Origin of the sequence: Dyella japonica A8 (genome assembly GCF_000725385.1) — a bacterium.
Taxonomy (GTDB): domain Bacteria; phylum Pseudomonadota; class Gammaproteobacteria; order Xanthomonadales; family Rhodanobacteraceae; genus Dyella; species Dyella japonica_C.
The window spans coordinates 1,265,458-1,289,573 of record NZ_CP008884.1; the positions used below are offsets into that span (position 1 = coordinate 1,265,458).

The 24,116-nt window shown below is 66.6% G+C and carries 24 protein-coding genes; 9 read left to right on the forward strand and 15 right to left on the reverse strand.

Annotated elements, in window-relative coordinates; translation table 11 throughout:
- The first annotated feature begins 403 nt into the window (after positions 1 to 403).
- The gene (locus HY57_RS05155; RefSeq protein WP_019464372.1) at positions 404 to 2,026 is read left to right on the forward strand and encodes a hypothetical protein; all 1,623 of its coding nucleotides are present in this window, start codon (positions 404 to 406) and stop codon (positions 2,024 to 2,026) included.
- Here the strand turns inward: HY57_RS05155 and HY57_RS05160 are convergent.
- The 5 genes from HY57_RS05160 to HY57_RS05180 form a co-directional block, all read right to left on the reverse strand.
- The gene (locus HY57_RS05160) at positions 1,922 to 2,359 is read right to left on the reverse strand and encodes a hypothetical protein (RefSeq protein WP_019464373.1); all 438 of its coding nucleotides are present in this window, start codon (positions 2,357 to 2,359) and stop codon (positions 1,922 to 1,924) included. The genes HY57_RS05155 and HY57_RS05160 overlap by 105 nt on opposite strands.
- Positions 2,356 to 3,162 (reverse strand): endonuclease/exonuclease/phosphatase family protein, encoded by an 807-nt coding sequence (locus HY57_RS05165; RefSeq protein ID WP_019464374.1) that lies wholly within the window; start codon positions 3,160 to 3,162, stop codon positions 2,356 to 2,358. Before HY57_RS05165 ends, HY57_RS05160 begins: the two co-directional genes overlap by 4 nt.
- Before the next feature lie 109 nt (positions 3,163 to 3,271).
- Positions 3,272 to 3,928, reverse strand: coding sequence for a thiol:disulfide interchange protein DsbA/DsbL (locus tag HY57_RS05170; RefSeq protein WP_019464375.1), 657 nt, complete (start codon positions 3,926 to 3,928; stop codon positions 3,272 to 3,274).
- Positions 3,929 to 3,974: 46 nt separating this feature from the next.
- Entirely contained in the window at positions 3,975 to 4,673 is a 699-nt protein-coding gene (locus HY57_RS05175) for a thiol:disulfide interchange protein DsbA/DsbL (protein WP_235186618.1), read from the reverse strand.
- A gap of 92 nt (positions 4,674 to 4,765) precedes the next feature.
- Complete coding sequence (locus HY57_RS05180) at positions 4,766 to 5,548, reverse strand: c-type cytochrome (RefSeq protein WP_026033677.1); 783 nt, start codon at positions 5,546 to 5,548, stop codon at positions 4,766 to 4,768.
- Positions 5,549 to 5,658: 110 nt separating this feature from the next.
- Here HY57_RS05180 and yihA point away from each other — a divergent pair, with 110 nt between their 5' ends.
- Positions 5,659 to 6,294: a ribosome biogenesis GTP-binding protein YihA/YsxC gene (gene yihA / locus HY57_RS05185; protein WP_019463772.1), complete on the forward strand. Its 636-nt coding sequence runs from the start codon at positions 5,659 to 5,661 to the stop codon at positions 6,292 to 6,294.
- Between the two features lie 27 nt (positions 6,295 to 6,321).
- Here yihA and HY57_RS05190 read toward each other — a convergent pair whose 3' ends face one another.
- The gene (locus HY57_RS05190; protein WP_019463771.1) at positions 6,322 to 6,816 is read right to left on the reverse strand and encodes a GAF domain-containing protein; all 495 of its coding nucleotides are present in this window, start codon (positions 6,814 to 6,816) and stop codon (positions 6,322 to 6,324) included.
- Between the two features lie 144 nt (positions 6,817 to 6,960).
- Here HY57_RS05190 and bioD point away from each other — a divergent pair, with 144 nt between their 5' ends.
- The 3 genes from bioD to dcp all read left to right on the forward strand — a co-directional run bounded on the left by bioD (position 6,961) and on the right by dcp (position 10,352).
- A complete protein-coding gene (gene bioD, locus HY57_RS05195) occupies positions 6,961 to 7,632 on the forward strand; it encodes a dethiobiotin synthase (RefSeq protein ID WP_019463770.1) in 672 nt (223 codons plus the stop codon).
- Positions 7,633 to 7,688: 56 nt separating this feature from the next.
- On the forward strand, positions 7,689 to 8,033 hold the full coding sequence (locus tag HY57_RS05200) for a hypothetical protein (RefSeq protein ID WP_019463769.1): 345 nt from the start codon (positions 7,689 to 7,691) through the stop codon (positions 8,031 to 8,033).
- A 114-nt stretch (positions 8,034 to 8,147) separates the two neighbouring features.
- Positions 8,148 to 10,352, forward strand: a complete 2,205-nt coding sequence (dcp, locus tag HY57_RS05205; RefSeq protein WP_019463768.1) for a peptidyl-dipeptidase Dcp — start codon at positions 8,148 to 8,150, stop codon at positions 10,350 to 10,352.
- Positions 10,353 to 10,458: 106 nt separating this feature from the next.
- On the opposite strand, the gene HY57_RS05210 is transcribed toward dcp, so the two are convergent.
- A complete protein-coding gene (locus tag HY57_RS05210) occupies positions 10,459 to 11,022 on the reverse strand; it encodes a hypothetical protein (RefSeq protein WP_019463767.1) in 564 nt (187 codons plus the stop codon).
- A gap of 78 nt (positions 11,023 to 11,100) precedes the next feature.
- On the reverse strand, positions 11,101 to 12,090 hold the full coding sequence (locus HY57_RS05215; RefSeq protein ID WP_019463766.1) for a TolB family protein: 990 nt from the start codon (positions 12,088 to 12,090) through the stop codon (positions 11,101 to 11,103).
- Positions 12,091 to 12,293: 203 nt separating this feature from the next.
- Here HY57_RS05215 and HY57_RS05220 point away from each other — a divergent pair, with 203 nt between their 5' ends.
- Complete coding sequence (locus tag HY57_RS05220) at positions 12,294 to 13,115, forward strand: hypothetical protein (RefSeq protein WP_144240775.1); 822 nt, start codon at positions 12,294 to 12,296, stop codon at positions 13,113 to 13,115.
- A 60-nt stretch (positions 13,116 to 13,175) separates the two neighbouring features.
- Here the strand turns inward: HY57_RS05220 and HY57_RS05225 are convergent, their stop codons facing one another.
- From HY57_RS05225 to HY57_RS05255, 7 genes are all read right to left on the reverse strand, one after another.
- Entirely contained in the window at positions 13,176 to 14,543 is a 1,368-nt protein-coding gene (locus tag HY57_RS05225) for a glutamate--cysteine ligase (protein WP_019463764.1), read from the reverse strand.
- Positions 14,544 to 14,646: 103 nt separating this feature from the next.
- Positions 14,647 to 16,044 carry a sensor histidine kinase gene (locus HY57_RS05230; protein WP_038579413.1) on the reverse strand — a complete coding sequence of 466 codons (1,398 nt, stop codon included), beginning with the start codon at positions 16,042 to 16,044 and terminating at the stop codon, positions 14,647 to 14,649.
- A gap of 19 nt (positions 16,045 to 16,063) precedes the next feature.
- Entirely contained in the window at positions 16,064 to 16,729 is a 666-nt protein-coding gene (locus HY57_RS05235) for a response regulator (RefSeq protein WP_019463752.1), read from the reverse strand.
- Positions 16,730 to 16,873: 144 nt separating this feature from the next.
- Positions 16,874 to 17,797 (reverse strand): Grx4 family monothiol glutaredoxin, encoded by a 924-nt coding sequence (grxD, locus tag HY57_RS05240; protein WP_019463751.1) that lies wholly within the window; start codon positions 17,795 to 17,797, stop codon positions 16,874 to 16,876.
- 251 nt (positions 17,798 to 18,048) lie between these two features.
- Complete coding sequence (locus tag HY57_RS05245) at positions 18,049 to 18,906, reverse strand: UDP-2,3-diacylglucosamine diphosphatase (protein ID WP_019463750.1); 858 nt, start codon at positions 18,904 to 18,906, stop codon at positions 18,049 to 18,051.
- Positions 18,907 to 19,164: 258 nt separating this feature from the next.
- Positions 19,165 to 19,776, reverse strand: a complete 612-nt coding sequence (locus HY57_RS05250; RefSeq protein ID WP_235186619.1) for an SGNH/GDSL hydrolase family protein — start codon at positions 19,774 to 19,776, stop codon at positions 19,165 to 19,167.
- Positions 19,777 to 19,788: 12 nt separating this feature from the next.
- A complete protein-coding gene (locus HY57_RS05255; protein ID WP_019463748.1) occupies positions 19,789 to 21,033 on the reverse strand; it encodes an aminotransferase class I/II-fold pyridoxal phosphate-dependent enzyme in 1,245 nt (414 codons plus the stop codon).
- Between the two features lie 139 nt (positions 21,034 to 21,172).
- On the opposite strand from HY57_RS05255, the gene rsgA reads away from it, so the two are divergent.
- The 3 genes from rsgA to HY57_RS05270 all read left to right on the forward strand — a co-directional run bounded on the left by rsgA (position 21,173) and on the right by HY57_RS05270 (position 24,055).
- Positions 21,173 to 22,228 (forward strand): ribosome small subunit-dependent GTPase A, encoded by a 1,056-nt coding sequence (rsgA, locus tag HY57_RS05260; protein ID WP_019463747.1) that lies wholly within the window; start codon positions 21,173 to 21,175, stop codon positions 22,226 to 22,228.
- A 73-nt stretch (positions 22,229 to 22,301) separates the two neighbouring features.
- Positions 22,302 to 22,784 (forward strand): hypothetical protein, encoded by a 483-nt coding sequence (locus HY57_RS05265; protein WP_019463746.1) that lies wholly within the window; start codon positions 22,302 to 22,304, stop codon positions 22,782 to 22,784.
- Positions 22,781 to 24,055, forward strand: coding sequence for a flavohemoglobin expression-modulating QEGLA motif protein (locus HY57_RS05270; RefSeq protein WP_019463745.1), 1,275 nt, complete (start codon positions 22,781 to 22,783; stop codon positions 24,053 to 24,055). Before HY57_RS05265 ends, HY57_RS05270 begins: the two co-directional genes overlap by 4 nt.
- The last annotated feature ends 61 nt before the right edge of the window (positions 24,056 to 24,116 follow it).

Below are 24,116 nucleotides of genomic sequence, written 5' to 3' on the forward strand. Positions count from 1 at the left end.
ACTCCTTTGCCAAGACCGACGCAGTGACAGGTCGCGGTTCCGCAGGGGCGGCGCGCTGCGCGGGACTGCGCAGAATGGCCAATGCCCGCTGAGCGTGACGTGAAACGGGATGCCGGCAGAAACAGTCCTCATGTCCCAAGCTCGTCATTCCGGCGTAGGCCGGAATCCAGCGGCGGCAGGATGGGATTATCGCCTTGCCGTCATGGCCCTGGGGGTATCGCGACAGTCGAATCTTCCCGCGACTGGATTCCAGCCTGCGACGCGCAGCTAGTCCCCGTGGGATGCCGGAATGACGAATTTGAGGCTTTGTCAGCGGCTTAGTACGCACGTGGCGAAGGTGGGCTGCCTGTTAGAATCAGCCATCACCTACGAGCCGCCGTGTCCGGCGCATATCTGGAAGTGCATGTCGCCCACGTCCTCGCCCTCGTCCCGCGTTGTTCCCGTCGCATGGCTGATCCTCGTCGTGGCCGTGGTGGCGGGGGCGCTGTGGTGGTGGCGCATCGGCCGGCCGGTGCCGTTGCCTGATGCGCCGACCGCGCGCATCGCCTGCGTGTCCTACGCGCCTTTCCGCAAGCCGGGCGAGACGCCGCTCGATCCGCATGCCTTCGTCACGCCCGAGCGCATCGACGCGGACCTGAAGGCCTTGTCCGAGCGCTTCGATTGCGTGCGCACCTATTCGCAGAGCTTCGGCCTGAACGTGGTGCCGCAGATTGCCCAGAAGTACGGCATGAAGGTGCTGATGGGTATCTGGCTTGGCCGCGACAAGAAGTTCAACGACAACGAAGTGGCGATGGGCATCGCCACGGCGAAGGCGCACCCGGAAGTGATCCGTGGCGTGATCGTCGGCAACGAGGTGCTGCTGCGTGGCGAGCAATCGCCGGATGCTTTGCTTGGCTATGCCAGGCAGGTCCGCGACGCACTGAAGGGTGTTCACGTGCCCGTGACTTACGCCGACGTGTGGGAGTTCTGGCTGCGTTATCCGCAGATGGCGGATGCGGTCGACTACATCACCATCCATATTCTTCCTTACTGGGAAGACGAGCCCGTGCCGCCGGAGGCGGCGGTCCAGCATGTGGCCGATGTCTATGCGCGCATGAAGGCACGCTTCCCCGGTCGCGCCGTGATGATCGGCGAAACTGGCTGGCCCAGCTCAGGCCGCACGCGCCGCGAGGCGAGCGCGAGCCTGGTCAACGAGGCCCGCTACCTGCGTGACTTCCTGCGCTACGCCGGCAGCGTGGACATGCCCTACAACGTGATCGAAGCCTTCGACCAGCCGTGGAAGCGGGCGCAGGAAGGCACGGTGGGCGGCTACTGGGGCATCTTCGACGTGAACGCGAAGCCCAAGTTCGGCATGCAGGGCCCGGTGACCGAAGAGCCGGACTGGATCGTCGGCTGGTACGCGGGCGCGGCGGGCGCCGTGCTGTTCCTGCTCGCCGGGTTCTGGCGCCGCGAGCTGGGCAACCCACGCAGCCGCAGCGCGCTGGCCATGGCGGGATTCGCCACGGCCACGTCCATCGCGTGGCAGTGCCGGCGCATGATCTACGACTGCCGCAACCAGCTGGAGTGGGTGTTTTCAGGCCTGCTGTGCGCGCTCGCGCTGCTTTCGGCCGTCTATCTGGCACGTCGCATCGCGGCGCGACTGGCGGGCGCCGCCATCCCGCTGCCGGATCGCCGCCTGCGCTTCCTGTGGATGTTCGGTCTGGCGTTCTACGATCTGCTGATGGTCTTCGACGGTCGTTACCGCGACTTCCCGCTGGGCCTGTTCTGGCCAACCGCGGTGGGCTTCCTGATCGCCTCGCTGATGGAAACGCGCAGCCAGTGCGTGGTGCCCGTCATCGAGGAGCGTTTCATCGCCTGCGCACTGCCGTTGCTTGCCGCCGTGGTGGTGGCGCAGGAGATCGGGCTCAATCCCTCGACGTGGCTATGGCTGGGCGTGAATCTCGCGACCGCCGGCGCCGTGATGATCGAATGGCGTCGGGCCGGCCGACGACTGCAGGCGAACCAGCCGCAGGCAGCCTACCAGTAGCGCGAACGCGCCTGGCGCGAAGCAATAGAGGATCACCGCCACCAGCCCCGTCGCCGCGGCAAACCACGCGGTGAACGGCTTTTTCCAGAACAGAGCCAGGCTGGCGGCAAGCAGGGCCACCCAGCCGTAGATGCCCATCTGGTAGCCGAACGTGCGGCCGAGGATGAAGCCCATCACCGCGATGTGCCGCAGCGTGCATTCGGACGACGCGCTCTTCTCGCAGAGGTTGGCGACGTCGGGGGATTCGACCAGCGCGTAGCGCAGCGCATAGGCGAGGGCGCCGATCGCGATCAGCGACAACCAGGGCAGGGTCAGGCGCAAAACATTCTTCATCGACGCGTCCGGTGCAGGCGGGGAGCGATATGGCTGGGCAGGCGGATTTCCGCCGCGATCGGCAGGTGATCCGAGAAAGCCTGCGGCAGCGCCCACACCTTGTCGAGGTGGATCTTCTCGGAAGTGAGAATGTGGTCCAGGGCGCGCCGGGGTTTCCAGCTGGGGAAAGTCGGCGTGGCCTGGTCAGGTGGCACCAGGCTGGACTTGGCGAACAGGTGCTTCATTTCCGCGCTGCGGATCTCGGTGTTGAGGTCACCCATCAGCACGGCATGCGGGTAGTCCTGCAGCACCTCGCCGATAAAATCCAGCTGCTTGGCGCGCGCCGGCGCGCTCAGCGAGAGGTGGGCGATCATTACGGCCAGTGCGTCCGCCCCTTCGCCGAAACGGGCCAGCAGTGCGCCACGGCCGGGAATACGGCTGGGCAGCGGGTAATCGAGCACGCTGGTGGGTTCGAGGCGGCTGATCAAGCCGTTGGCCGAATGGGCCAGGCGCGCCATCGGGCGGTTGGGCTGGTGGCTCCAGAACGGCATGCCCGCCGCTTCGGCGAGGTAGCGGGTCTGGTTGAGGAAACCCGAACGCAGGCTGCCTGCGTCGGCCTCCTGCAGGCCGATCACGTCGAACTGCGGCAGCACTTCGGCGAGGCGGTCGAGGTTGTCCAGCTTGCTGCGGCCCGGCAGCACGGCGTTGATGCTGCGCGTGAGGTACTCGCTGTACCGCTGCACGCTGGCACCGGCCAGGATGTTGCAGCTCAGCAGGCGCAGGCGGCGTTCGGGGGCTGCGTTGGGGGTATCGGCGCGGGTCATCGGGCGGGCTCTATGGCCAGCCGCCACCGTCGCGGTGGCGGCCGGCTCCGAAAACAGGCGCTAAGGATGCCCGGTCGGTTGTGAACGCGGGGAAAGCTCCGGCGGCGCGTTACTTGGCGCCGGCCAGCTCCCGCTTGGCCAGCCACTGGGTGACGGCCGACAGTTCCTCGAGGCTCTTCACGTTGGCAGTGCGGTACTTGCCGTCGATCACGATGGTCGGCGTACCGTCGACCTGCCAGGCCTGCACCAGCTGGGCATCACTGCGGATCCGCTGGGTCACTTCGTCGGAAGTGGCGATGCGCATGAAGTCGTCGCGCTTCACGCCGTGCGCGGCATAGAAGTCGGCCAGCTCATCCAGCGTGGAGATCGGGTAGTGCTCGTCGAACTTGGCCTTGAACAGGGCCAGGTGCGTCTGCTCCAGCACGCCGAGCTTCTGCGCGGCGTAATAGGCACGGGCGAACGGCACCCACTGGTCGTTGAACGCGGCCGGCAGCAGCTTGAACGTCACGCCGGGCGGCAGCTGCTTGCGCAGCTGGTCGGCGATGGGCGCGAAATGCGCGCAGTGGATGCAGCCGTAGGAGAACACCTCCACCACTTCCACCTTGCCCTCCGGACTCATGCGGGGGGCATCGGCGGGCAACGTCACATACTCATTGCCATTGGTGTAGGGCGCGGCATCGCCGGAACCGGTGGCCGTGCACGCGCTGGCCAGCAGCAGGCCGGCGACGAGGCAGAGCGCGCGCAAGGAAGAAAAACGCTTGAACATGGGGCGGTACTCGTTCGGAGGGCAGTAGGCGGGTGACGGATGCGGCTTACTTGCCGGCAGCTTCCTTGGACACCAGCCATTTGACGAGTTCAATCGTCTGGTCGTAGCCGCCGGCCGAGCCCGGGGTCAGGCGGTACTTGCCGTTGACCACGATGGTCGGCGTGGACTCCACGCCATACGCCTTCAGCAGGTCGTCCGCGCGCTTGACCTTGGTGTTGATGGCGAAGGAGTTGGCCACGGCCACGAACTCCTTCGGGTCGGCGCCGAACTTGGCGTAGATCTTGGCGGCATCGTCCAGCGTGGGCAGCGCGGAAGCGGGCTTGAGGCTGGTCTCCGTCTGCATGGCGCTCAGCACCTTGGTGTTCCACACCGCCTCGTACATGGCGTCGTTGGCCTTGTCGGCCACGCCCAGCGACTGGGCGGTGAGGAAGGCACGCTGCAGCATCGGCCAGTTTTCCGCCGGCATGAAGGAGGCCGGCAGATAGGCGATGGCGGCGTTGGACGGCAGCTGCTTCGCCAGCTCGTTCATGGTCGGGTGGAAGGCGTTGCAGGCCGGGCAGCCATAGGAGAACACCTCGGCCACTTCGACCTTGTCGGTCCCGCTGACCTTCGCCTGCGCCGGCTCGATGCGGAAGTAGTGCTTGCCTTCCACCCACTTGCCCTCGTCCACGAACGGCGTGGCCGGAGCGGCAGGGCGTTGTCGTTGTTGTTGCTGCAGGCGGCGAGCGCGAGCAGGGCGGTACACAGGAACGACAGACGCTTCAGCATGGTGGTCCTCAATACTTTCACTTGGCTTCGAACGGACACGCCGGCCAACGGCCGGCGTGTCGAAGGCGTTTACTTGGCGGCGGAAGCGCCCGCGCCTTCGGCGGCATGCAGGCCTTCGACATAGCTGGCGACGGCGGCGATGTCCTTCTCGTCCAGCTTCTTGGCGATGCCCGGCATGATCTGCGAATGGGCGTCCTCGCCCCAGACGGTGCCGTCATGCCAGGCCTTCAGCGTGGCTTCGATGTACTGCGCGTGCTGGCTGGTGAGCTGCGGATACATCGCGCCCGGATTGCCGCGGCCGTCGATGCTGTGGCAGGCCATGCAGGCCGGCACGCCCTTGGCGGTGTCGCCCTGGCGGTAGAGCTGCTCGCCGCGCTCGACCAGCGCCTGGTCGGCCACGCCCGGCAGCGAGCTCTTGCTGGCGAAGTAGGCGCCGATGTCGTGCATGTCCTGCTCGGACAGCGCGGTGGCCATGCCCAGCATGATCGGGTTCTGGCGCTTGCCGGACTTGAAGTTGGTGAGCTGGTGGGCGATGTACGCCTCGCTCTGGCCGGCGAGCTTGGGATACTGCGGATCGGTGGAGTTGCCATCCATGCCGTGGCAAGCGCCGCAGGCGGCGGCCTTGCCCTGGCCGGCGGTGGCGTCACCGGGCTTCACGGCGGCCGTGGCTTCCGCCGGTTTGGCGGCCTGTTCGGCCGGCGCCGTGGCAGTGGCTGCGAGTTTGGCAGCGGTGGCTGCCGGGGCGGGGGCCTTGGCTTCCTGGGCGAGCACCGCGCCGGAAGACAGCGCGAAAACGAGGACTACGGCAGAACGAACGACAGCGGACCGGAAACCGGCAGGCCGAAAACTCATACACTTGTCTCCCGAAAAACTGCTGTGGCTGCACGGTCCGCGCTGGCCAGCACGTCCGCAACTGGCAGAAACTCCCGGATTATTACTGCGCCACCCTAGCCGGTCAAACCATGTCCAATCCATTGCAGGGCGCCCAGTTCGTGCTGGCCGCCCATCGAATTTCTCAGCTCCCGAGCGACCACGGCGCGGAGGTGGCTTTCGCCGGTCGCTCCAATGCCGGCAAGTCCAGTGCGCTCAATACCTTGACCGCACATCGCGGCCTTGCGCGCACGTCCAAGACGCCCGGCCGCACCCAGCAGATGGTGGCGTTTTCGCTGCCTCCGCTGATCCAGGGCGAAGGCCAGCCGCCCTTGCAGGCGCGACTAATTGACCTACCCGGCTACGGCTACGCCAAGGTGCCCGAGGCACTGCGTGAGCACTGGAAGCTGGAGATCGATGCGTACCTGCACCAGCGCCGCAGCCTGCGAGGCGTGGTGCTGATCGCCGATATTCGCCATCCGCTCAAGGACTTCGACCGGATGATGCTGGAGTTCTGCTTCGCTACGCATCTGCCCTGCCACCTGCTGTTGACCAAGGCGGACAAATTGTCGCGGAACCAGGCGGCGCAAGCGCTGGCGGCGCTGCGCAAGGAACTGGCGGCCAGCGGCACGCAGGCCACCGCGCAGGTGTTTTCCTCGCAGGCGCCGACCGGCGTGGAGGAGGCGCGCGACATGGTGATGACCCTGCTCAACACGCCGCGGCAATAGTCGCCGCCGGAAAACCGCGGCGCGGGCTCAGCGCTTGTCGATCGCCGCCATGAACACGGCGCACAGGGCTTCCATGCCGGCGCGGTCTTCATCGTCGAAACGGGCGATGGACGGGCTGTCCACATCCCACACGCCGAACAGGCTGCCGTCCGCGCGCACCAGCGGCACCACGATTTCGGACTGCGACGCGGCGTCGCATGCAATGTGGCCGTCGAACGCGTGCACGTCGCGCACGACCTGCGTCTGGCGTGACTGGGCCGCGGTGCCGCACACGCCGCGGCCGAGCGCGATGCGGATGCAGGCCGGCTTGCCCTGGAACGGTCCCACGACCAGCTCGTTGCCGTCGTAGAGATAGAAGCCGCTCCAGTTGAGGTCAGACAGGCTGTGGTAGACCAGCGCGGAGAAGTTCGCCGCGTTGGCGATCATGTCCGGTTCGCCTTCCATCAGGCCGCGGGCCTGGCTGCACAGGTCCTCGTAGTGTTCGCGTTTGCTGGCGTAGGCCTGCGTCTTCAGTTCGTGCATGGATGGGGGTTCCTCTGGCGAGGCCCGACGCGCCTGGCACGGATGGCCGAACGTTGCGAGCGGGCGACCGCAAAGGCCGTATTATGCGCCTGCGGGGCGACGCCGGCACGGACAGGCCGGGGCGCTGTCATCAGGGGAAGGCCCATGTCGACATTGTTCATCGCAGGCACCGATACCGGCGTCGGCAAGACCCACGCCACGTGCACCTTGCTGCATGCCCTGCGCGCCCGCAGCATCCAGGCCTGCGGCATGAAGCCGGTGGCGAGCGGCTGCGTGGAAACGCCGGAAGGTTTGCGCAACGACGATGCGCTGGCCCTGCAGGCGGCCAGCGCGACGCCCATGCCCTACGAGTGGGTCAATCCTGTCGCCCTGCGTGAGCCGCTGTCACCGCACCTGGCGGCAGCGCACGAAGGCGTGGAGATTCGCCTGGGCCCCTTGAGCGACGCGTTCGAACGCCTGCGCGGCATGCATGAGACGGTGCTGGTCGAGGGCGTGGGCGGCTGGCTGGTGCCCTTGTCGCGCAGCCTGCTCGCCTCGGATATCCCGCGCCAATGGCAACTGCCGGTGGTGCTGGTGGTGGGGCTGCGCCTGGGCTGTCTGAATCATGCGTTGCTGTCCGCGCGTGCCATTGCCACCGATGGCTGCCGGCTGATCGGCTGGATCGGCAACTGCATCGATCCGCACATGGACGCCGTGGACGAAAACATCGAAACGCTGCGGCATCATTTGCCTGCGCCGTGCCTGGGCATTCTTCCCTATGGCGTGTCACCACACGATGCGGTGGCCCAGCTCGATCTGAGCCTGATCTTGGAATGACGTTCACGCGGTGCGTGCTTGGATGCGCGCATCGACACCGCAGGAGGCACGCCGGTATGCGCAGTCACTACTACCTCTCCATCGCCGACCTTGCGCATGCGCACGGGCCGGTGCCGGCGCTCAGCTACGACGGCGCGGGTCCGAACGATCTTGCTGCTGCAGTGCAAAACGCCATGCGCACGACGGATCTGTTCGCGCACTGGCGCGCCCTGCAGGACGAGCCGGAGGATGTCGATCCTTCGCTGGGCACGGTCGACCCACAGGCCGCCGCCAGCGCGCGGGTCAGCGACCTGCACACGGACCTGGACCTGATCACCGACCTGCCCATGAGCATCGTGCGGCACCGCCTGAACCTGCTGATCGGCAACAGCTGGCAATTGCGTGACATGCGCAAGGCCTGAGCCGACGCACGGCGGAGGCACCCGGCGCGGCATCCAGTACTTCCAGCCCTTGGCACCCACGCCGGGCTGTGGTTAGTCTCGGAATTCGTTTGAACGCTCCCATGGGGAATTCCGATGCTTCGCCTCCGCACCCTTGTCATTGCCACTTCCATCGCGCTCGCCGCCTGCTCGCAGCAGTCGAACGAGCAGGCGCCGAAGCAGCCCGCGCCTGCCAGCACGGCGCCGGCCAAGGCTTCCACCGCCGCTGCCGCGCCCGAGGTCAGTGCAGTCAATCCGTTCCTTGAGCAGAGCACGCTGCCGTTCCAGGCACCGCCGTTCGACAAGATCAAGGATGGCGACTATCAGCCGGCCTTTGAGGAAGGCATGAAGCAGCACCTGGCGGAGATCGAGAAGATCGCCGACAACCCGGATGCGCCGACCTTCGAGAACACCTTCATTCCGATGGAACAGTCGGGCCGCATGCTGACCCGCGTGATGCAGGCGTTCAACGCCGTCAGCGGCGCCAACACCGACGACACGCTGCAGAAGGTGCAGGAAGACGAGGCACCGAAGCTCGCCGAGCACCAGGACGCCATCGTGATGAACGAGAAGCTGTTCAAGCGCATCTCGACCGTCTACGACCAGCGCGACTCGCTCAAGCTCGATCCGGAATCCCGGCGCCTGGTCGAGGTGACCTACCAGAACTTCGTGCGTGGCGGCGCCAAGCTGTCCGACGCCGACAAGGCCAAGCTCAAGGACCTCAACAAGGAAGAGTCCTCGCTGAGCACGCAGTTCACCAACAAGCTGCTCGCCGCCACCAAGGCTGGTGCGCTGGTGGTGGACGACAAGGCCAAGCTCGATGGCCTGTCCGATGGCGACATCGCTGCCGCGGCCGAAGCCGCCAAGGCCCGCAAGCTCGATGGCAAGTGGGTGATCCCGCTGCAGAACACCACGCAGCAGCCCGCGCTGCAGGGTCTCAACGACCGCGCCACGCGCGAGCAACTGTTCAAGAACTCGTGGGATCGCGCCGAGAAGGGCGATGCCAACGACACGCGCGACATGATCGCCCGCATCGCGCAGATCCGCGCCGAACAGGCCAAGCTGCTGGGTTATCCGAACTACGCCGCATGGAAGCTGGAAGACCAGATGGCCAAGACGCCGGAAGCGGCGATCACCTTCATGGACAAGCTGGCCCCGGCCGCCACTGCCCGCGCCGAGCGCGAGGCCAAAGACATCCAGGACGTCATCGACCAGCAGAAGGGTGGCTTCAAGGTCGAGGCATGGGATTGGGAGCACTATGCCGAGCAGGTGCGCAAGGCCAAGTACGACCTCGACGAATCGCAGGTCAAGCCGTACTTCGAGCTGGACAACGTGCTGCAGAACGGCGTGTTCTACGCCGCCAACCAGCTCTACGGCCTGACCTTTAAGGAGCGCAAGGACATCCCCGTCTGGCAGCCTGACGTGCGCGTGTTCGAAGTGTTCGACAAGGACGGCACCTCCATGGCGCTGTTCTATTGCGACTACTTCAAGCGCGACAACAAGAACGGCGGCGCGTGGATGAGCAACCTGGTCGACCAGTCCAAGCTGCTGGGCACCAAGCCGGTGATCTTCAACGTCGCCAACTTCACCAAGCCCGCGCCGGGCCAGCCGGCCCTGCTGTCGTTCGACGACGTGATCACCATGTTCCACGAGTTTGGCCACGGCCTGCATGGCATCTTTGCCAACACGCAGTATCCGAGCCTGTCCGGCGCCGCCACCGCGCGCGACTTCGTGGAGTTCCCGTCGCAGTTCAACGAGCACTGGGCAACCGACCCGAAGATCTTCGCCAACTACGCGAAGAACTATCAGACCGGCGCACCGATGCCGGCCGAACTGGTCGAGAAGATCAAGAAGGCCAAGACCTTCAACAAGGGCTACGGCATGACCGAGCTGGTCGGTGCCGCGTTGCTGGACATGAGCTGGCACAGCCTGCCGGCCGACGCGCCGAAGCAGGATCCGGACAAGTTCGAGATGGACGCGCTCACCAAGGCCAAGATCAACCTGAGCTACGTGCCGCCGCGCTACCGTTCCAGCTATTTCCAGCACATCTGGGGCAACGGCTATGCCGCCGGCTACTACGCCTACCTGTGGACGGAAATGCTGGCCGACGACGCCTTCCAGGGCTTCGTGGACAAGGGTGGCATGACCCGCGCGAACGGTGATCGCTTCCGCGAGATGGTGCTCTCCCAGGGCAACACGCAGGATCTGGGCAAGCTCTACAAGAACTGGCGCGGCAAGGATCCGAGCATCGAGCCGATGCTGCTGAACCGTGGCCTGAAGGAAGCTCCGCGGAAGAAGTAAAGCCTGCGGCGTGCTGACGAGGAAAGGGCCGGCCATGCCGGCCCTTTCTTTTTGCGTTGACGATGCGCGTGTGGTCCGGCGTGGCAGACTCAGCCGCCCCGCTGGCTCATTCTCCGCAACCCACGTCGGCGCCGCCGATGTGGTCGAAGCCGGTAAGCGTTACCTCGGTGATGTCCTGCGTGGGAAAGCGCACGCCGGTATCCATGATGTTCCTCGGCCACGCATGCGCCTTCTGCTCCGCCACGGTCAGCCCAAAGGCGGCCGTGCGCGGAAGCCCGAACACCCGGCGGACGTCGGCCTCGTTCCACGTGCCTTTCAGCGTGATGCCCACCGCCTGCAGGTTGCCGTGTTCCCAGCTCAGCCCGATGTGTGTGGCAAGCGGATGCACGGTGCTGGCCAGCTCGTCGGGAAAATCCGGGCCTTCGTAGTAAGCGTCGGGATTCCTGCAGATATCGGCACGATTGCGATAGCCTCGCAACGCACAGTTGAAGCGCACATCGCGATGGTGGAGCGTCTTCTCCATATAGCAACCGAAATCGGCGGCGGATTCGCGCGGCCACAACAGGACGTTGACGTGAGGTGCTGCGAGTCCGGGTTCCGCGCCGGCCTGCGCGATGCCGGGCGGCGCCACGGCAAGCAGCGCGACGGCAATCCATGTCTTCACGATCATCCTTGAGGCGTTGAATGGGGGCGCTATGGTAGGGAAGTCGCCGGTCCGGCGATATCTCAAACGCCGGAAAGCGAGTGATCAGCCGCTGTGTGCGCGGTGGGCATCCAGCCATGGCGCCAGCGACACGGACCAGATGTTGTCGCTGCCGTTGTCCCACGACTGCATGCGCGCGATGTCCTGGCTGGCCTGCTCCAGTGTGCGCGGGTAGTGCACGGGTACCGAGCGCGTGCTGCTGAAGTACAGCGTGCGATGGTCGGGACCCAGATGCGAGCCCCACGGTCCCTTGGTGTTGATGTCCTTGCCCAGGTCCACCGGCTTGCTCCATCCATTGCCTTCGCGGAAAGCGATGTAGAGGCGATCCGGATCATCCTTGCCGCTGAAGTTGGCGTCGAACACGATGAAGGATTCATCCGGCGCCACGGCGGGATCCAGCTTGTGCGCTGAGGCATCCCCCAGCATCACCGGTACCGGCGACTGGTAAGCGCCGTCGCGGTATTGCGAGCGGAACAGGCGGAAATCGCCGTCATCACCGGGGCGCTGGAAATACACGCTGCCATCGGCCGTCACCGCAGGCGCATAGGTGCGCGAGCTGCTGTTCACCGCGTCAGGCAGCCGCACGGGTTCGCCCCAGCCGTCACCCTTGCGCTCGACGCGCCACAAGTGGCCACCGGAGCCCGGCGAAACCTTGCCGTTTGCCATGACGGCGTCGAGCGTCTTGCCGCCTTGGTGGTCGGGGCGATTGGACGAAAAGATCAGGAAGGAACCGTCCGGTGCCATCGCGGGATCGTGATCCAGCCACTGCCCGGAGAACGGCGCTACCGTCGGCGCGCTCCAGGCGCCGTTCACGCGATGCGACACCATGATGGCCGCGTTGGGCCAGTTGATGCGGTCGAAGAACACCGTGTTGCCGTCGGGCGTGAAGGCCGCGGAGTCTTCGTTGGCCGGCCCCGAAACAATGCCGGGCGCAAATATCTCAGGTGCCTGCGAGGGCGTCTCGTCGGCATGTGCCATTGCCATCAGGCCCATCGCGCAGCAGGTTGCCAACATCACACGCGTCAGATGCTTCATGCCACCGATCCTTATGCCGGGATGGGAACGAACTGCAGGCGCACTTCCGGAGCGGCGCCATTCTTGCCTCTGCACCCCGGCGAGAGGACGTGCTTGAAGTCATGTGCAATTGGCCTCATGACGCAAGTAACTGCGCTCGCCGCCGGCCGACAACCGGCGAATGACAAGGAGGTTTCATGTCGCGTCTTTCATGGATCGTGTTGTTGGTCATCGCGTTGCTCTGCTCCCCCTTGGCGAATGCGGCGCCCGCCAGTACCTGTGCGCCCTTGCCTGGTTTTGCGGCGACGGACAGCGCTCAAGTCGTGGTCTTTGGCGACCTGCATGGCACCGTCCAGTCACCGGCTCTCTTCGAGCAGGCTGCATGCTTGTTTGGGACGTCACAGGGGCCACATCGCGGCATCGTCGGGCTGGAGTTGCCCGAGTCCTTCAATGCCTACTTCGACGGGCTGGATCAAAAGAGCCTGGATACGGCGTGGGCGCATGTACGTGCCCATCCGTTCTGGAGCGAGTTCAGGGACGGGCGCCATAGCGCGGCCATGCTGGATCTGGTTCATCACCTTATGGCGCAGTCCGCGCAATCGAAGGGCTCGCTGCGCCTGTTGGCTCTGGCGCGGCAGCCCATCGATGTGGAAGGCGCCAGGCTGCTGACCGACACGATGAGGTCCATGGGCGCAAGCCGCGCACTCGTCCTCATCGGCAATGCGCATGCGCGCATGGTTCGCATGCAAGGACAGAACTCCGAGCCGTTCGCACACAACGTGGCGGCGGCTGGTTTCAGTGTGATCTCGCTGAATGCGCAAGCGGCGGGTGGGGAAGGGTGGATCTGTTCCCCGGAGTGCGCGCCCAAGCCGGTCCTTACTCAACCGGAAAAGGGTGGCGTGAAGATCGTCGTCCTCCCCGACGGGCACTCACTGCCATGGCACGGTTACTACTACGTGCCGGAGATGACGCTGTCGCGTCCCGTGGATGGACGTGCCTTGCCGCAGCACTCGCGCCTGGACACGCCCAGCCCGGCTTCCGGTTGATCGCTTCCCCTAAAGAAAAGCCCCGCGGTCAGCGGGGCCTCTCCTGCGGGATGCGCCGGATCAGTAGGCGAATTCGCGGAACACCGGATCCACGCTGCCGTGCCACGGGCCGTGGAACAACTCGAGCTTGCGCTCGGCCGGCGTCTGGCCGGCTTCCACGATCTCGATCAGCGGTTCGAGGAAGATGCTTTCGTCGGCGCCGCTCTTGTTGAGGCGCGCGCGGCGCTTCAGGCCGTGCGAGGCGATCTTCAGCGTTTCGGCGGCCAGCTCGCGCACGCTGTGCGTGCGGAACGGCAACTTCAGCGCCTGGCGCGGCACGCCGTCGCGCAGGGCCTGGCGTTCGGCGCGGCTGAAGTCCTTGACCAGATCCCATGCGGCGGTCAGGGCGTCGTCGTCATAGAGCAGGCCGACCCACAGTGCGGGCAGGGCGCAGAGGCGGTTCCACGGGCCACCGTCCGCGCCGCGCATCTCCAGGTACTGCTTGAGGCGCACTTCCGGGAAGGCGGTGGTGAGGTGGTCGGCCCAGTCCTTCATGGTGGCGCGCACGCCCGGCACGGCGGGCAGGTTGCCGGCCATGAAGCGCTTGAAGTCCTGGCCGGACAGATCGATGTAGTTGCCGTTCTGGTAGCTGAAGTACATCGGCACGTCGAGCATGTAGTCGACGTAGCGCTCGTAGCCGAAGCCGTCCTCGAACACAAAGTCGAGCATGCCGGTACGGTCGGGGTCGGTGTCTTCCCAGACGTGCGAGCGGTAGGACAGATAGCCGTTTGGATGGCCATCGGTGAAGGGCGAGTCGGCGAACAGCGCCGTGGCGATCGGCTGCAGCGCCAGGCTGGTGCGGAACTTGCGCACCATGTCCGCTTCGCTGTCGAAATCCAGGTTGACCTGCACGGTGCAGGTGCGCGTCATCATGTCCAGGCCCAGGTTGCCGACCTTGGGCATGTACTCGCGCATGATCTTGTAGCGGCCCTTGGGCATCCACGGCATCTCGTCGCGGCGCCATTTGGGCTGGAAGCCCATGCCCAGGAAGCCCATGCCCAGGCCTTCCGCGATGGAGCGCACCTCGGTGAGGTGCGTGTTGACCTCCATGCAGGTCTGGTGGATGGATTCCAGCGGCGCGCCGGAAAGCTCCAGCTGGCCGGCCGGCTCCAGCGTGATGGAGGCCTTGTCGCGCGACAACGCGACCGGATTGTCGCCCTCGCGGGACACCTCCCAGCCGTAGCGCGTGGCCAGCGTTTCGAGCAGCACGCGGATGCCGCGGTCGCCCTCGAAAGTGGGCGGGCGAAGGGTGTCGGTGAGGAAGCCGAACTTCTCGTGCTCGGTGCCGATGCGCCAGGCATCGCGGGGCTTCTCCCCTGCGGCCAGGTAATCGACCAGCTGCTGGCGGCTGTCGATGGGGGTGCTCTTGACGGCACTGGGTATGGACACGGGGAGGACTCCTTGCGAGGTTGCCACCACTCTTGGGGGCGACGCATCCTAATTCAAAGTGCCGATTATCCGAACTTTTGAAATTAGAGTGCCCTGACGCGGATCAGGATCCCTGGCTGGTGGCCGGGAAGTCGATGCGCATCCGGGCGCCACGTCCGGACGACCCCTCGAGGATACTCAACTGGGCGCCATGCACGCGTGACACTTCGTCCACGATGGCCAGGCCCAGGCCACAGCCGTCCGCCCCGCTGCTGGTGCTGCGTACGCTGCGGTAGAAACGCTCGCGCACCTTGTCGCGCTCCTCGAGGGGAATGCCGACGCCGCTGTCGTCCACTTCCAGGAAGGGGTGTCCCTGCTCGATGCCGCAGCGGATGGTGATATTGCCGCCCGGCGGTGTGTGGCGGATGGCGTTGTCCATCAGGTTGTTGAGCACTTCGTGCAGCAGCCAGTACACGCCGGTGACCTGCACCGGCTGGGCGTCCGCGCCCAGGTCGATGCCGTGGGCGATGGCGCGGTCGAGCGAGCTGTCGATGACCTCGCCGATCAGGTGGGGCAGGTCGATCGCCGTGAAATGGCTGGCGCGATGGGCGGACGGTTCGGCGCGCGCCAGCGTGAGCAGCTGGTTGGCCGTATGGGCCAGCCGGTCGACACCGCCCTGCAGCAGGTCGATGCGCTCCTGCAGGGGCGTGCCGGCCGTCTCCCGGGCGAGCACCTCCAGCTGGGCCTTCAACCCGGTCAGTGGCGTACGCAATTGATGCGCGGCATTGGCCAGGAAGTGCTGCTGCGACAACACCGAGTCGCGCACGCGGCCGAGCAGCGTGTTGAGCGACTCGACCACCGGCAGTACCTCCGCGGGTACTTCGTTGGTCGGCAGCTGGTTGAGCGCCACGGCGGGCCGGCCGGCGATCTGCCGGCTCAGGCGTTGCAGTGGGCGCAGGGCGATGCGGATGCCGATCAGCGCAATGATCAGCACGGCGGCCATCTGCAGGGTGTCGTTGATGAAGAAGGCGACGTCCAGGCGATGCACGGCGCGGTCGCGGCGCGCCGGTGTCTCCGCCACTGTCACCACGAGCGGGTCGCCGGTTTCGCTGGTGCGGTAGCTGGCCAGGCGGAATGGCTGGCCGCGGAAGTCGAGGTTGGTGTAGCTGAAGCCGTCCGCCGACTGGTTGTCCGGCGCGATCGGCAGCTCCGGCGTTCCCGCGATGGTGGTGCCGTCGGGCAGGCTCACCCGGTAGTAGAAGTGCTCGTCCGGCAAGGCCCGCAGCGGGGCGGGCGGGCGGGAGGGCAGGGCGACGTCGAGCTGTCCGTCGCCGCGGGGGTGGATGCGCGCGACGATGGCAAGCGCGGAACGCGACAGCGAATGATCGAACGCGTTATGGATGGGGCTGACGATGACGTGGTGGTCCACCGCCACGCCGGCCACCAGCAGCAACAGCAGCGGCGCGAGCAGGTAGCTCAGCAGCCGCTTGTGGACGCTGGTGGATCGCCTGCGTTCGGCCATCGCGGTTTACCGGTTCGGGTCAGGCGTCTTCGAGGCGGTAGCCGAGCCCACGAATGCCGCGCACCGTGGCGGAGCTGCCCAGCTTGCTGCGCAGACGCGACACATGCACCTCGATGGCGTTGCCCGAGATGTCTTCGCTCCAGCCGGTGATGGCCTGGGTCAGGCGCTCCTTGCTCACCACACGGCCGCTGTGGTGTGCCAGGCACTCCAGGATCGACCACTCGCGGCGCGTGAGTTCGAGCACTTCGCCCTTCTCGTTGAGCGCGCGGCGACCGGCCAGGTCGATGCGCAGGCCGCCGATCGCGATCTCGTTGGCGGCCGCGGCGGTGGCGCGGCGAATCAGGGCGCGGCAACGCGCGGCCAGTTCCGGCAGGGCGAACGGCTTGACCAGGTAATCGTCGGCGCCCAGGTCCAGCGCGTTGATGCGGTCGTCCAGGCCGTCACGGGCGGTGACGATCAGCAGCGGCAGCGAGCTGCCGTTGCGGCGCAGGCGCTTCACCAGCGACAGGCCGTCTTCGCCGGGCAGGCCGAGGTCCACGATGGCCAGGTCGTAATGGGTGTCGGACAGTCGCGAAGCCACGGACTCGGCGTCGCCCACGGCGTCGACCACATAACCAGACCCGATCAGGCCACGGGAAATGGCATCGGAAACGAGAGAATCATCTTCGACGAGCAGGATGCGCATAGGGCACGTCATGGAAATGGTACGGGCATGCTAACAGGCACGCCTTTCAGTTCGCCGTCGTCAGAATCGCCTGATAGCGGGGGCGGCGCAAATAAAAAGCGCCTGCCGGGGGCAGGCGCTTCCTTGGGGCTACCAGCGGTGGGCTCAGTAGCGCGGCACGGTCGGGTCGATCTCCCGCGCCCAGGCGTCCATGCCGCCTTCCACGTTGAAGACCTTGGTGAAGCCGTGCGCCGCGAAGCGCTCGGCCACGCCCCGGCTGGACACGCCGTGGTGGCAGATGAAGGCGATCGGCGCGTCCTTCGGCAGGGTGGCCAGCGCCTCGTAGCCTTCCTCTTCCAGGATGCGGGCCTGGGCCAGCGGCGCGGCGGCGGCGCGGCCATGGGCCGGGCGCACGTCCACCAGGGTGATGTCCCCGGTGGCCAGGCGCTCCTTGAGCTGCTGCACGGTCAGCGTGCCGATCTCCTGCGCGCCCGGGAACTTCAGGCTCAGGCCCTCACCCTGCACGGTGGAGACCCAGTCGATCACGATGCCCTTGGCGCGCGCAGCGCTGCCTGGGTCAAAGTGGACTTCGATGCCGTTGGACGTCACCACGATGTCGTGGTCGCTGCCCGGGGCGAGCTGGAAGCCGGCGCTGTGGTCCGGGCCGATTTCCAGGTGCAGGGCCAGGCCCTGGGCGTTCGCCGTGCCCTGGCGGATGGCCTCGGCGGCCTTGTCGGTGATGGTGATCTCAGGCGGCGTGCGATCCGGCGCGGCGGCGCCGAAGAGCTGGTGCAGCTCGCCCGAGGCGTACATCTGGCGAATGATGTCGGCACCACCGACCAGCTCGCCGCCCACGTACAACTGCGGGATCGTCGGCCAGTCGCCGTAGACCTTGATGCCTTCGCGGATTTCCGGGTCTTCCAGCACGTTCACCGTGTGGTAGTCCGGCAACAGCTCGTTGAGCGTGTTGGTGGCGGCCGCCGAGAAGCCGCACATCGGCTGCTGGCGGGTGCCCTTCATGAACAGCACCACGCGGTGGTTCTGCAGCAGGGATTGGATACGTTCGCGGGTGGCGCTGTCGAGGGACATGGGGCGGGAGACTCCGGCAAAGAGGGCTAATTGTAACCCTTGCCATATGCCGGCGGTTTGAGGGGATGCAAGGGGTGGCCCTTCTCGAGCGTCTCCCAAAGCACCGTCATTCCCGCGAAAGCGGGAATCCAGCGACTTTCGGCGGTCGGGGCGAGGAAAGAGCAAAGTCACTGGATGACCAGCCCTTCGGCTGTTGAAAGACGCCTCCCGCTTTCGCGGGAATGACGGACTGGGCGGGGTGGCGTTCGGCCTCAAGCCGCCGGCCGCAGCTCCGTCAAATCCAGCTTCGCCCGCGTCAGCGGCGCCAGCGCCAGCGCGGAGGCGGGTGAGGGCAGCACCAGTTCGCGGCTGGCGCGGCCCAGCGGGGCGTACTGCTCGCTCCAGTGGATCAGCTCCATCGCGCCGGTGTGGTCTTCCACCAGCACCGTGCAGTGTTCCACCCAGTCGCCGTCATTGAGGTACAGCACGCCATCCATCTCGCGCACATGGCCGAAATGGATGTGCCCGCAGATGTGGCCGTCGAAGCCGCGCTCGCGGGCGTCGCTGGCCACGCGTTCCTCATAGGCGCGGATATAGGCCAGCGCCTTGCCGATGTGCGACTTCACGATGATGGACAGCGGCAGGTAGGGCAGCTCCAGGCGACTGCGCATCGCGTGGACCCGGCGGTTGGTCCAGCAGATGAAGCGATGCATCACTTCCCCCAGGTGCACCATCCATGTGCGTCCGACCTGCTCCGGATCGAATTCGTCGCCGTGGCTGACGCGGTAGCGGCGACCGTCGGCGCCTTCGTGCACCGCGTCCAGTGCGATCTTCACGCCGCCGAAACTCTGCCCCGCCAGGCCGCGCACCGGTGCGTCGTGGTTGCCGGGGATATAGATGACCTCGACGCCGCGGCGCGCAAGGTCGAGCACTTCGGCGATCACTGCCCCGTGGTCGGCATGCCACCACGTGCGGCGTGCCAGCGCTTCCATGTCGATGATGTCGCCGACCAGATACAGCTTTTCGCAGCGCAGTTTGCGCAGGAAGTCGAGCAGGTAGCGGGCCTTGCAGTCCGGCGTGCCCAGGTGCACGTCGGAGATGAAGGCGCTGCGGCAGTGGAAGGTCGCCATGGCACTCTCTCCCGGTGGTTACCGGGATGTCAGGATGCCGCGCCTACGTCACGATGGGATGGCGGGAAGGTTGCAGTGCGGTTTCGGCGCAAGCCCCGGGCCTTCACGCTTTTGTGGGAGCGCACCCTGTGCGCGACACGCCACGGTAGGCGTGTCGCGACAGTCATGGTCTCGGTAGGGCGAAACAGGATCAGGGTTTACCGGCCGCTGCCGCGCCACCCGTCGCGCACAGGGTGCGCTCCCACAGTGAGCCGGGCGTCAATCCGCGAGCATAGCCAGCGCCACCGGCACGGCCGCCTCCGTCCACAACGCGTACTGCGCCGCCGACGGATGCAGCCCGTCGTCAGCCAGCAGCGCCGGGTGCTGGCGCGAGATGGCGGTGATGTCCACGAAACGCGCGCCGCTGGCTTCGGCCTCTTCACTGGCAATGGCGTTATAGACGTCCAGTTCTTCAGCGATGCGCAGCACGTCGCGCCCGCTGCCATGCGCGAATGGGGTAACGCCCCAGTCGGGAATCGACAGCACCAGCACGCGGTTAGCGCGCTGCCTGGCCAGGGCGATGGCGCGGTCGAGCATGCGGCGGAACTCGTCGCGATAGTCGTCGGCGCTGCGCCCGCGGTACTGGTTGTTCACGCCGATCAGCAGGCTGACCAGGTCGTACGGCGGGGTGAGCGTGGCGGCGTCCATCGCGGCGGACAACTCGTCGGTGGTCCAGCCGGTGGTGGCGATGATGGTGGGGTCGTCCAGCGCCACGCCTTCCCGGCGCAGGCGCACGGCGAGCTGCACCGGCCAGCGACCCGCCTCCGGCACGCCTTCGCCGATGGAATAGGAGTCGCCCAGGGCCAGGTAACGCATCGGGGCCGGTTCCATGGCCATCGTCCGTCAGGCGACCGCGGCCGCGCGCGGTTTTTGCGTCTTGGCCATGCCGGCGAGCACCCGTTCGATGCGCACGAATACCTCGCGCAACTGTTCCGGCTGGGGCAGCAGGGTCAGGCGCAGGTGGCGGCTGTGCGGCACGTTGAAGCTGCTGCCGGGCACCACCAGCACCGATTCCTCTTCCAGCAGGCGCAGCGCGAAGGCGTTGTCGTCGAAGTCGGCCAGACGGTCGGCGCGCACGCGCGGGAAGGCATACAGCGCGCCGGCCGGCGACACCAGGTCCAGGAACTGGCTGGAGGCCACGCCTTCCAGCACGGCGCGCCGGGCTTCGTGCAGGCGGCCGCCCGGCGCGGTGAGCGCGTTGATGGTCGGTGCGGTTTCCAGCGCGGGGCGCACGGCCCACTGCGCGGTGACGTTGGCGCACAGGCGCAGGGCGGCAAGCAGCTGCAGGGCGTCGCGGTATTCGGTAGTGCGCGAGGGATCGCCCGACAGGCTCATCCAGCCCACGCGGTAACCGCAGGCGCGATGCACCTTGCTGAGGCCGCCGAAACTGACGCAGGGCACCTCGCCGGCTACGGCGGCCAGGGGGTGGAAGGTGGTGCCGTCGTAGAGGATCTCGTCGTAGATCTCATCGCTGAGCAGCAGCAGGCGATGGCGCGCGGCGATGTCGACGATGCGCGCCAGCAGCTCGCGCGGATACACCGCGCCGGTCGGGTTGTTCGGGTTGATCAGCACGATGGCGCGGGTGCGCGGCGTGACCAGCGATTCGATTTCCTCGGGGTCCGGCAGGTGGCCGTTCTCCGCCAGGCAGCGGTAGTAGCGCGGCTTGCCGTCATTGAGGATGGTGGCCGCGCTCCACAGCGGGTAGTCCGGGCTGGGCAGCAGCACCTCGTCGCCCGGCTGCAGCAGGGCGCGCAGGCTCAGGTCGATCAGTTCGCTGACGCCGTTGCCGACGAAGACGCGCTCCACGTCCACGCCGTGCGCGCCGCGATGGCGCTGCTGGGCGGCAATGGCTTCGCGGGCCTCTTCCAGGCCCTGTTCGTGGCCATAGGCCTCGCTGTCGTGAAGGTGACGGGCGATGGCCTCGCGCAGATGGGCCGGGGTCTCGAAGCCGTAGCGGCCGGGGTTGCCGATGTTGAGCTTGATGATCGGCAGGCCGGCAGCCTCCAGCTCACGGGATCGCCGGGTCAGGGCGCCACGGATTTCATAGCGCACGTCCGCCAGGTGCGCACTGGGTTTGATCGAGGCCAACGCAAGCGTCCTTCGTCTTGGTGTTGTTGCGGCGCAAGAATTTCGCCGTCAGCCCGATCCTAGCAGCGTAACGGCGGGTGGTGGGAGGCAAAAAGCACCGTTTGTCGGGCATTTTCCGGGCAAGGCATAATGAGTGCCCATGATGGCCCCCGAAATCATCGAGCGACTGCGCCGCATCGGCTGGCGTGGCGACACCTTGCCCACCGACGGCCTGCAACTGGCCCGTGTGGTGGCCCAGCATCGCGCCGGCTATGAACTGCACGACGGCGAGCACCTGTTCGGCGCGCAGCCGGCGGGGCATTTCCTCAAGCGCAGCCTGGATCCGGCCGAACGGCCCGCGGTGGGCGACTTCGTGGAGATCGAGCCGGGCAAGCCGCCACACATCGTCAAGGTACAGCCGCGCCGCACGGTGCTGTCGCGCGCCGCGGCCGGTGAACGCTACGAGCGGCAGATCATCGCCACCAACATCGACTACGTGCTGGTGCTGACGGGGCTGGACGGCGACTTCAACCCGGCCCGCATCGAGCGCTACCTGTCGCTCACCGAGGGTTCCGGCGCCCAGCCGGTGGTGCTGCTCAGCAAGCTCGATACCCGCGAGGACGCCGCCGAGCTGCTGGCGGCGCTGCGCGCACGGCTGCCGCAGGGCACGCCGATCCACGCCGTCAACGGCAAGGATCCGGCCAGCGTGGCGGTCTTGCTGCCCTATCTGCAGCCCGGTGACAGCGCCGTGCTGGTGGGTTCGTCCGGCGCCGGCAAATCCACGCTGACCAATACGCTGCTGGGCACCGAGCGGATGGCCACCGGCGCCGTGCGCGGCCATGACAGTCGCGGCCGCCACACCACCACCTATCGGGCGCTGCTGCAGCTGCCCAGTGGCGGCTGCCTGATCGACACGCCCGGCATGCGCGAACTCAAGTTGACCGGTGAGGAGAACCTGGACCTGTTCGCCGATATCGACGAACTGGCCGAGCGCTGCCGCTTCGCCGACTGCGGCCACGGCAGCGAACCGGGCTGCGCGGTGCAGGCGGCGCTGGACAGCGGCGACCTGTCGGCCGAGCGCTGGCGCAACTACCTGAAATTGCGGGACGAACGCGAGGAGCAGGCGACCACGCTGGAGGCCAAGCTGCGCCGCCAGCGTGGCGGGCGGCCGGCGGCCAAGCCCCATGGCAACCGACACCCGCGCGAGCGGGAATAGTTGAACGCCGCGGTGTTGCTGCCTTCCGGCCGGAAAGCACTAGTATCGGGGCATGGTGGTTCGGGGAGCGGGCATGCAGCGGCTGTCGTCGCGTTCGACGTTTTTCTACAAACGGATCTTTCCTTTGTTCTTGCTCGGCCTGGTCGGCATCGGCGTGGCCGTGGCCTGGGTTGTATCCAGCGCCGCGGGAAAGCGCCCCGAAGCCTGGCTATCGGTGCTTCCCGCGTTGTTCATGGCGGTCGTCGGCTGGGTGATCTACAAGACCATCATTGCCGACCTGGTCGATGAGGTGTGGCTGGCGGGCGACCACCTGCTGGTCAGGAATCGTGATGATCAGGTAAGCGTCGCGCTCGACAACGTGATGAACGTAAATGTCACCTCGCTGACCAATCCACCACGTATTTCCCTGACGCTACGCACCGAATCGTCCCGCCTGGGCAAGACGGTCACCTTCGTGCCGGATGGTCCCCGCGGACTGTTTGGGGCGTTCAAGGCCAATCCCGTCGCCACGCAGCTGATCGAGTGCGTGGACGAGGCGCGCCGGAGGAAGGCATGAGCGTCGACGCCACCCGTTTCAGCCCCGAGCTGCAACGCTACGCCGACCTCGACCAGCGCCTGCTGGCGGCGGTGAAGGGCATCCGCATCCTGCCCACGGTGGCGTGGCCGGCCTCGCTGGAAGACCGCATGATCGCGGCCTACGCGAAAGGCCAGTTCACGCTGCCGGAAGTGCAGTACCACGTGCCCGACCTTTCCGCCGAACGCGCCGAGCTTGCCGCCATCGAGCGCGAGGCTGGCTACGACGATCCGCTGGGCGAATACCTGTGCCGCACCGCCGAGTCGTGGCGCATCGCCGCCGAAATGCTCGAGGCCGTGGGCACCGACCAGGTCACCGCGCCATCCATCGTGTTGTACGGCCGCCCCGGCGACAAGATCCCCGGCAGCGATCGCAGCAATCTGGACGCGGCGCGCTACTTCGTCGAGCTGTCGGACGAACTGGGCTCGGACCTGATCGCCGACGACGTCAACGTGGCGATTTCCGCCGAAGCACTGCGTGCGGACCTGAGCAAGACGCTGGACGACTTCTTCGGCGAGCCGATGATTTCGGTGGAGGTGGATCCAGAACTCACCGCCAAGGCGGCGGCCGGCGCCACGCGCATCCGCCTGCGTGGCGGCACACGCTTCACCGATTACGACCGCCACCAGTTGCTGGCGCACGAGGCGCTGGTCCATTCGCTGACCGCGTTGAACGGACGTGCCCAACCCCTGCTTGCCTCGTTCGCCCGCACCTCGCCGCGCGTCACTGCCACGCAGGAAGGGCTGGCGGTGTTCGCCGAGCTGATGTCCGGCGCCATCGACATCTCGCGCCTCAAGCGCATCAGCCTGCGCATCCTGGCGATCGACATGGCGCTGGGCGGTGCGGATTTCGTCGAGGTCTACAAGTTCTTCAGCGACTGCGGGCAAAACCCGGCCGACAGCTTCCACTCCGCACAGCGCGTGTTCCGTGGCGTGCCGCTTACCGGTGGCGCGGCGTTCGCCAAGGACAATGTGTACCTGTCGGGCCTGCTCACCGTGCACACCTTCTTCCGCTGGGCGCTCAAGCAGCGGCGCATGGACATGTTGCGGAATCTTTTCGCCGGCAAGCTGGCGCTGCACGATGTCATCAGCCTGCAACCGTATTTCGAATCCGGTGTCATTGCCGCGCCGCGCTGGCTGCCGCCGTGGATGCAGCACGCTCACGGACTGGCCGGCAAACTGGCCTTCTCCTTGTTCGTCAATCGCATACACATGGGCAAGGTGCAGGCGGAGACGTTGTCGCTGAGCCTTTGACCCGCTTTTTGTAGGAGCGCACTTGTGCGCGACAGGCCCGCGGTGGGGTAGTTCGATACTC